Origin of the sequence: Mycobacterium sp. pR1184, assembly GCF_041287235.1 — a bacterium.
Lineage (GTDB): Bacteria > Actinomycetota > Actinomycetes > Mycobacteriales > Mycobacteriaceae > Mycobacterium.
This window is the reverse complement of the sequence record NZ_JBGGKR010000016.1, coordinates 169,903-177,472: the sequence shown is the minus strand read 5'-3', so window position 1 is coordinate 177,472 and position 7,570 is coordinate 169,903. Positions and strand designations below refer to the sequence as shown.

Annotated in this window: 10 protein-coding genes; 8 read left to right on the top strand and 2 right to left on the bottom strand. The window is 66.4% G+C overall.

What is annotated here, in order from left to right:
- Nucleotides 1–136, top strand: a 136-nt coding sequence (locus ACAG21_RS24660) for a hypothetical protein (protein ID WP_370498886.1), incomplete at its 5' end; no start/stop codon positions are given.
- A 3-nt stretch (nucleotides 137–139) separates the two neighbouring features.
- On the opposite strand, the gene ACAG21_RS24655 is transcribed toward ACAG21_RS24660, so the two are convergent.
- A complete protein-coding gene (locus ACAG21_RS24655) occupies nucleotides 140–904 on the bottom strand; it encodes an SOS response-associated peptidase (RefSeq protein WP_370498872.1) in 765 nt (254 codons plus the stop codon).
- 54 nt (nucleotides 905–958) lie between these two features.
- Between ACAG21_RS24655 and aroA the strand changes: the two genes are divergently transcribed.
- The 3 genes from aroA to ACAG21_RS24640 are packed head-to-tail and all read left to right on the top strand — an operon-like array spanning nucleotide 959 to nucleotide 4,042.
- The gene (aroA, locus tag ACAG21_RS24650; RefSeq protein ID WP_370498871.1) at nucleotides 959–2,257 is read left to right on the top strand and encodes a 3-phosphoshikimate 1-carboxyvinyltransferase; all 1,299 of its coding nucleotides are present in this window, start codon (nucleotides 959–961) and stop codon (nucleotides 2,255–2,257) included.
- Nucleotides 2,254–3,246 carry a ribosome small subunit-dependent GTPase A gene (gene rsgA / locus ACAG21_RS24645; RefSeq protein ID WP_370498870.1) on the top strand — a complete coding sequence of 331 codons (993 nt, stop codon included), beginning with the start codon at nucleotides 2,254–2,256 and terminating at the stop codon, nucleotides 3,244–3,246. Before aroA ends, rsgA begins: the two co-directional genes overlap by 4 nt.
- Nucleotide 3,247: 1 nt before the next feature.
- Complete coding sequence (locus tag ACAG21_RS24640) at nucleotides 3,248–4,042, top strand: alpha/beta fold hydrolase (protein WP_370498869.1); 795 nt, start codon at nucleotides 3,248–3,250, stop codon at nucleotides 4,040–4,042.
- Here ACAG21_RS24640 and ACAG21_RS24635 read toward each other — a convergent pair.
- Nucleotides 4,029–4,502 carry a winged helix-turn-helix transcriptional regulator gene (locus ACAG21_RS24635; RefSeq protein ID WP_370498868.1) on the bottom strand — a complete coding sequence of 158 codons (474 nt, stop codon included), beginning with the start codon at nucleotides 4,500–4,502 and terminating at the stop codon, nucleotides 4,029–4,031. The genes ACAG21_RS24640 and ACAG21_RS24635 overlap by 14 nt on opposite strands.
- An 88-nt stretch (nucleotides 4,503–4,590) precedes the next feature.
- Between ACAG21_RS24635 and ACAG21_RS24630 the strand changes: the two genes are divergently transcribed.
- From ACAG21_RS24630 to ACAG21_RS24615, 4 genes are all read left to right on the top strand, one after another.
- On the top strand, nucleotides 4,591–5,790 hold the full coding sequence (locus tag ACAG21_RS24630; protein WP_370498867.1) for an acetyl-CoA C-acyltransferase: 1,200 nt from the start codon (nucleotides 4,591–4,593) through the stop codon (nucleotides 5,788–5,790).
- Nucleotides 5,791–6,149: 359 nt separating this feature from the next.
- Nucleotides 6,150–6,413, top strand: coding sequence for a DUF3761 domain-containing protein (locus tag ACAG21_RS24625; protein ID WP_370498866.1), 264 nt, complete (start codon nucleotides 6,150–6,152; stop codon nucleotides 6,411–6,413).
- The gene (locus ACAG21_RS24620; protein WP_370498865.1) at nucleotides 6,382–6,780 is read left to right on the top strand and encodes a DUF732 domain-containing protein; all 399 of its coding nucleotides are present in this window, start codon (nucleotides 6,382–6,384) and stop codon (nucleotides 6,778–6,780) included. Before ACAG21_RS24625 ends, ACAG21_RS24620 begins: the two co-directional genes overlap by 32 nt.
- Nucleotides 6,781–7,036: 256 nt before the next feature.
- Complete coding sequence (locus tag ACAG21_RS24615; protein WP_370498864.1) at nucleotides 7,037–7,441, top strand: hypothetical protein; 405 nt, start codon at nucleotides 7,037–7,039, stop codon at nucleotides 7,439–7,441.
- Nucleotides 7,442–7,570 lie beyond the last annotated feature (129 nt).

Sequence of the window (7,570 nt, the reverse complement as noted above, 5' to 3'; positions counted from 1 at the left end):
CACCCGCACACACCCCAACGGCCACACCCAATGGATCCCCCCACCCCACCTCGACCGCGGCCAACCCCGCACCAACACCCACCACCACCCCGAGCGACTCCTCCACGACGGAGGCGACGACGACGAGGCGGCGTAGGGACTACAGCAGCGTGATCTGTTCGGGTTCCGGCTCGGCCGGCTCGAGGAGTTGCGGCCCGTTATTGCGGATGCTGTTCACCAGCCTCGACACCTCGCGCAGCTCGATTCCCCGCACGTCCGGGGCACGGGTCAGCAGCTCGGTGTCCAGCGGGGCGTCGGGATTCAACCAGGCATCCCAGTCCCGCTCGGCCAGCATCAGGGGCATCCGATCGTGGACCGCGGCCAGCTCACCCACGGCGTCGGTGGTGATGATCGTGCAGCTCAGCAGCGGGTCCGCTTCCTTGTCCGGTTTCCAGACCGACCACAGACCGGCCATGAACAACGGCTCACCGTCGTCGCGGTGCATGAAGAACGGCGTCTTGGCGGTCTTCTTGCCCGCGGCGTTGTCCGGATTGGGTCGCCATTCGTACCAGCCGTCCATCGGTACCAGGCAACGCTTGCTCTTGGCCGAACCGCGGAAGGCCGGCGAGGTGGCGACCTTGTCGGCGCGGGCGTTGATCAGCAGCGGCCCCTTGTTGTCCGGCCCGCCGTCGGGACCGGCCTTGACCCACGGCGGAACCAATCCCCAGCGCATCAGCCGCACCCGGCGAGTCGGCTCGTCGTCCGGCTCGCTGTGGCGGGATACCACGGTGGCGACCGTAGTGGTGGGCGCCACGTTGTAGTTGGGCTCAGACGCACGTTCCGAGGTACCGGTAGCTTCGTCGATCGCCTTGATCTTCTCGGCCAGCAGGGCCGGATCCGTCGTGACCGCAAACCGTCCACACATGACTTCCATGGTGCCCCGTACCCACGACACCCGCCGACACGGCAGGATGAACCCGTGAGCACCGACCCCTGGACGGCCCCCATCGCCCTGACGCCGGTGCACGCAACCGTGACCGTGCCGGGCTCGAAATCGCAGACCAACCGGGCGCTGGTGCTCGCGGGTCTATCGAGCGCGCAGGGCCAGAGCGCCTCCACCATCAGCGGCGCGCTGCGCAGCCGCGATACCGACCTGATGATCGGCGCGCTCACTTCACTGGGGCTGCGCGTGGACGGGGACGGTTCCGAGCTGACGGTCAGCGGCCGGCTCGACCCCCGCCCCGGCGCCCGCGTGGACTGCGGCCTGGCCGGCACCGTGTTGCGCTTCGTGCCGCCGCTGGCCGCGCTGGCGAACACTCCGGTGGAATTCGACGGCGACGAACAGGCCCGGGTCCGGCCGATCGCGCCGCTGCTGGACGCGCTGCGTGAACTGGGCGTACCGATCGAGGGCACCGGCCTGCCGTTCCGGGTGCTGGGCAGCGGATCGGTCGCCGGCGGCACCGTGGCAATCGACGCGTCGGCGTCGTCACAGTTCGTCTCCGGCCTGTTGCTGTGCGGCGCGTCGTTCAGCAACGGCCTGACCGTGCAGCACACCGGTGCGTCGCTCCCCTCGGCCCCGCACATCGCGATGACCACCGTGATGCTGCGGCAAGCCGGAATCGACGTCGACGATTCGGTGCCCAACCGCTGGCACGTGCGCCCCGGCATTGTCACGGCCCGGCACTGGGAGGTCGAGCCGGACCTCACCAACGCCGTTGCGTTCCTGTCGGCGGCGGTGGTCACCGGCGGCAGCGTCCGTATCACCAACTGGCCATCGACGAGCGTACAACCCGCCAACGACATTCTCGATGTGTTGGGCAAGCTGAATGCCGTTGTCACCCAAACTAATTCATCGCTCGAAGTGCAGGGCCCCGAGGGCTACGACGGCTTCGACATCGACCTGCGTGACGTCGGCGAGCTGACGCCGTCGGTCGCGGCCCTGGCGGCGCTGGCAACCCCCGGTTCGGTGTCACGGCTTTCCGGCGTCGCCCATTTGCGGGGCCACGAGACCGACCGCCTCGCCGCGCTGAGCGCCGAGATCAACCGGCTGGGCGGCGACTGCCAGGAGACCGCCGATGGTCTGGTGATCACCTCGACACCACTGCATTCCGGCATCTGGCGGGTGTACGCCGACCACCGGATGGCGATGGCCGGCGCGATCGTCGGACTGCGAGTGCCCGGAGTCCGGATCGACGACATCGGCGCCACCACCAAGACATTGCCGGAATTCGCCCAATTGTGGGCGCGGATGCTGGCCGACGGGGAGTCCAGCGGTTGAGACCGGGTGACTACGACGAGTCCGACGTCAAGGTCCGATCCGGCCGGGGTTCACGACCCCGGACCAAAACCCGTCCCGAGCACGCCGACGCCGAGGCCGCGATGGTGGTCAGCGTCGACCGCGGCCGATGGGGATGCGTGCTGAGCGGGCGGCCCGATTGCCGGGTCACCGCCATGCGGGCGCGCGAGCTGGGCCGCACCCCGATCGTGGTCGGCGACGACGTCGACGTGGTGGGCGACCTGTCCGGACGGCCGGACACACTGGCTCGCATTGTGCGTCGCGGTCCGCGGCGAACGGTGTTGCGGCGCACCGCCGATGACACCGATCCCACCGAACGGGTCGTGGTCGCCAACGCCGATCAACTGCTGATCGTGGTGGCGCTAGCCGATCCGCCGCCGCGCACCGGGCTGGTCGACCGTGCGCTGATCGCCGCGTATGCCGGTGGGTTGACGCCGATCCTGTGCCTCACCAAGACCGACCTCGCCCCGCCCGAGCCGTTCGCGAAACAGTTCGCGGATCTGGACCTGACGGTGGTCGCCGCGGGCCGCGACGATCCGCTGCTGGCGGTGGCGGAGCTGCTCGCCGGCAAGATCACAGTGCTGCTGGGACATTCCGGAGTGGGTAAGTCCACTTTGGTGAATCGCCTTGTGCCAGAAGCTGATCGGGCGGTTGGCGAGGTCACGGACATCGGCAGGGGCCGGCATACTTCAACGCAGTCGGTCGCACTCCCCCTGAAACCGACGCGAGCGGGTTCGGGCTGGGTGATCGATACGCCGGGCATCCGTTCGTTCGGACTGGCGCATATCCAACCCGACGACGTGTTGCTGGCATTCTCGGATCTTGCTGAGACCGTGCAGGATTGCCCACGCGGATGCGGCCACATGGGACCGCCGGCCGACCCGGAGTGTGCGCTCGACAGGCTCTCCGGTCCCGCTGTTCGTCGAGTCGAGGCGGCCCGCCGGTTGCTCGCCGCACTCAGGGAGCAGTGACATGGACTCGGACAAACCGCCGTTGGTGCTGTTGCACCCGTTCCTGCTGTCGGGCGTCGTGTGGCAGGACGTGGCGCCGCTGCTATCGACCACTCACCAGGTCTTCACGCCGAGCTTGCTCGGCCACAGCGGAGGCCCGCCGGTCGAACGTCGCCCGGCGACGATCTGGGACGTGATCGATGCGGCCGAGGCCTACCTCGACGACAACAATCTGCAGCGCCCGCACGTTGCCGGCAATTCGATGGGCGGCTTCGTCGCCGTCGAACTGGCCCGGCGCGGCCGGGCCGCCACAGTCTGCGCCTTGTCACCCGCGGGTTTCTGGACCGCCGGGCGCGGGCCTACCGCGCATGCCCGGGGCGCCGGCAAAATTCGCAGACTCGCTGCGGCGTGCAGGCTCGCCGCGCTGGCCGGCCCGGTGGGACCGCTGATGTTCAAACCGGCGGTCGTGCGCCGGCTTTCCCTGAGATTCCTGAACAGCGCCCGCCACGGCGATCGACTGCCCGCAGACCAGCTCTTCGCGCTTAACCGCGTCGTGGCCGCGTGCTCGGTCGACAAGGAAGTGCTGTCCACCGAAGCAGAGCAGGTTGCCGCGATGGACCCCCTGCCGTGCCCGATCACCCTTGCATGGTCGGAAAAGGACGCGATCTTCCCGGTCGCGACGTACGGCGAGGTGGCGCGTCAACGCCTGCCCGCCGCGAGGTTTGAGATCCTGCCCGACGTCGGCCACGTGCCGATGTTCGACGATCCCGAACTGGTCGCACGCACCATCCTCTCCGCGACGCTCAGTGAGACTTAGCCAGCCGCATGCCGAGCTCGTCGGGTGGCACCAGATGCCCTTCGCTGCAGCGGATTTCGACGCCGGCTTCGGCGCCGCAGCCCAGATGCGTGAGCCGCAGCCGGTTACGGCCCGGCAGGTGCTGTCGCCCCCACTCGAACAGCGCCCAGACCACCGGCATGAAATCGATGCCGGCCTCGGTCAGCACGTATTCTTCGCGGCTGCGCTGCCCCGGCTCCTGATAGGGCCGGCGCGCCAATAGCCCCAGCTCGACCAGCTCGGACAGGCGTGCCGAGGTGGCCGCCTTGGTGATACCGACGCGGTGGGCGAAGTCGTCGAACCGAGTGGTGCCGTAGTACGCCTCGCGCATGATCAGCATCGCGGACTTGGTGCCGACCACCGCCATCGTCTTCTCGATCGCGCACTGACCGACCGCCGACCACTTGTCCCGATCCGCCAGGGCGCCCTGCAGAAATGTCATGTAGATCACCTCCCGTCTGGGTTGATTTTAGTATACCTAGGCGTTTTGCTGGGTATAGCAAGCAATACTCAGGACTCGAGGAGGAGTCATGACCGTATTCTCGACCGGTTCCCAGGGCCGCGACGCCGTGATCGTCGGCGCCGTGCGCACCCCGATCGGCAAGGGCAAGGCCAGCGGCGCACTGCACGACGTGCTGCCCGTCGACCTGTTGGCGCACAGCCTGCGCGAACTGGTGGCCCGCACCGGCGTGGACCCGGCGCAGGTTGACGATGTCATCGCCGGAGCCGTCACCCAGGTCGGCGATCAGGCGGTCAACATCGCGCGCAATGCGTTGCTGGGCGCGGGTTTCCCCGAGTCGGTTCCCGGCGTCACGATCGACCGGCAGTGCGGCAGCAGCCAGCAGGCCATCAGCTTCGCCGCCCACGGCGTCATCGCGGGCGCCTACGACCTGGTGATCGCCGCGGGCGTGGAGTCGATGAGCCGCGTGCCGATGGGCACCCAGGTATTGCCGGGCAGTGACCCGTTCGGCGAGGGTATGGCCGCGCGCTACCCCGAAGGTCTGGTGCCGCAGGGCATTAGCGCCGAGCTGATCGCCGCGAAGTGGGGTTTTTCGCGCAGCCAGCTCGACGAGTTCTCCGCCGGCAGCCACGACAAGGCCGCCCGCGCCACCAAGGACGGCTTGTTCGAGAATGAGCTGATCCCGATCGCCGGGCTGCACACCGACGAGATCATTCGTCCCGCGACCACGGTCGAGACGCTGGCCACGCTGAAGCCCGCGTTTTACAGCGAGAAGATGGAACAGCGCTTCCCGCAGATCAATTGGGAGATCACGCCGGGCAACTCGTCGCCGCTCTCGGACGGCAGCGCCGCGGTGCTGATCACCACCAGCGAGGTCGCCAAGAAGCTGGGCCTGCGGCCGCTGGCGCGCATCCACACGACGACCGTGGTGGGCGATGACCCGCTGTACATGCTGACCGGCGTCATCCCCGCGACCGAAAAGGTCTTGCAGCGAGCGGGATTGACGCTCGCCGATATCGACCTGTTCGAGGTCAACGAGGCCTTCGCGCCGGTCGTGCTGGCCTGGGCTCACGACACCGGCGCCGACCTGGCCAAGACCAACGTCAACGGCGGCGCCATCGCGATCGGACATCCGTTGGGCGCCAGCGGCGCTCGCATCATGACCACCATGGTCAACGCGCTCGAACAGCGGGGCGGACGGTATGGCCTGCAGACCATGTGCGAGGGCGGCGGCATGGCCAACGCCACCATCATCGAGAGACTGGATTAGGTGGCCCTAGCAACTTCCGGGTCTGGCGACTCCTCGCCCGTGCTCCCCAGCGTTTATAGCCGGGAGCACGGGCAGGGTGATGGAGTCACTACGCCCACCCACCGCCGAGCGATGGCCGGGTGCACAACGCCCGTGCGCCAGTGGCGCAAAACTCAAGCGGCGTTGGTTGGTTGCTCCCAGGTTTGGCGATAACCACGGGGAGCAAATTCTTCTAGTTGGCTTGGACCGCAATCCAATTCCAGCGGACCGGTGACTTTCACGAAAAAGGGCACAACGATCGCGAGCCCGAACTACGCTTCCAATCGACGAGCGGGCAACGTCACAACAACAAAGACGCACCAAACGTGGGGTTGGCAAGCATGTTGTTCCGTGCAGCTCTCGTCTCAGCAATTATCGGAGCCGCGACCATCGGCGCAGCGCCACCGGCTGACGCAAGCCCTGGCTGCCCAGAAGGGCCGGATTACACAGCGTCGTCTGGCGATTGTGTCCCTCGGCCGGTAGCGGCACCCTCACAACCGCCGGGTGCCACTGCCCGCTGTGCGGACGGGACTTGGTCATTCAGCGAACACCCCCACTCCGGGGGAACGTGCCATGGCCACGGCGGTGTCTCCCAGTACCTCTAGATGGATAGCGAAGACAATGTTGCTCTGCGGGGGACAACGAATTATCGGCATACTGCTCGCCGTCGGCACCTTCAATACTGCTGCCATCGGAGTTGCCACTTCAGCCAGCGCCGACAGTGCTGATTTCATACAGATTCTAGGGGCTAACGGCGAGGATGTATCGACACAGGAAATCCGTTACAGATCAATCGATCTCGGCGAAGCGATCTGCGATCTTCTCGACGCCAATCAAGATCCGAACGCAACGGTCGATTATCTAGTGAAACTCGGCCATTCGAACCGCAACGCCAACATGTGGATGGCCGCTGCAGTGATGGCCCTCTGTCCAAGGCTGAACTACCTGACGCACTACCCGCCCAATCGTTGAATATTGGATGTTGGTCAACGCTTTGGAGCAGCGCGGCGGCCGGTACGGGTTGCAGACGACGTGCGAGGGCGGGATGGCCAACGCCACGATCATCGAGCGCCTGGCGTAGGCAGTCCGACCGTGGTCGATCATTTCCCGGTAATCGGCCCCAACTGTGGCGGTATGGTGTCATCTGAGGCAGGTCCGATTGCTGAAGGAGTCGGGATGCAGCGGCGGACGACTTGACCAGGGTGCTCCCGCCGAAAGCATGGTGTTAATGAGCGTGATTTACGCCGAACTGGCCGAGAAGCTCGATTCCGGTCACGATGCGGTGCTGTTGGCTATGGACGACGCCGGTGTCTGCGAGGTGCTCGCTGCAGCTAGGCAGGCGGCGCAGCAAGGATCAGCTCGCCTAGACCACGGCGCATTGACTTTCCTGTTCCGCATCGAAGCTGGCGCCGCAGACATTGAGTTCCAGGATGGCACCGTCGTGTGGCGGCTCGATGCCGCCAAAGCCGCGGAATTGATCGAATTACTCAATTCGATGGTCGATTCAGGGATTCCAGATGGTCACCACTATCTCGAAGGCATGTCCACACCCACCGAGACCGTAGTCTTATCCCGGAATGAGTACCCCCTGAGCTCCCTACCTCCTGAGGCGGTATTCCCCCCGACGGCCTGAGGTTCAACGACTTGCGACGGTGCCAGGTGACCAGCGGCTAGCGTCGGCGTACCGCGAAATCGCCTAGCTCGGCCTGTCGATTGGGGCAGCCGAGCGTCCACTGAGCGCGAAGAGTGGTGAATAAACGGC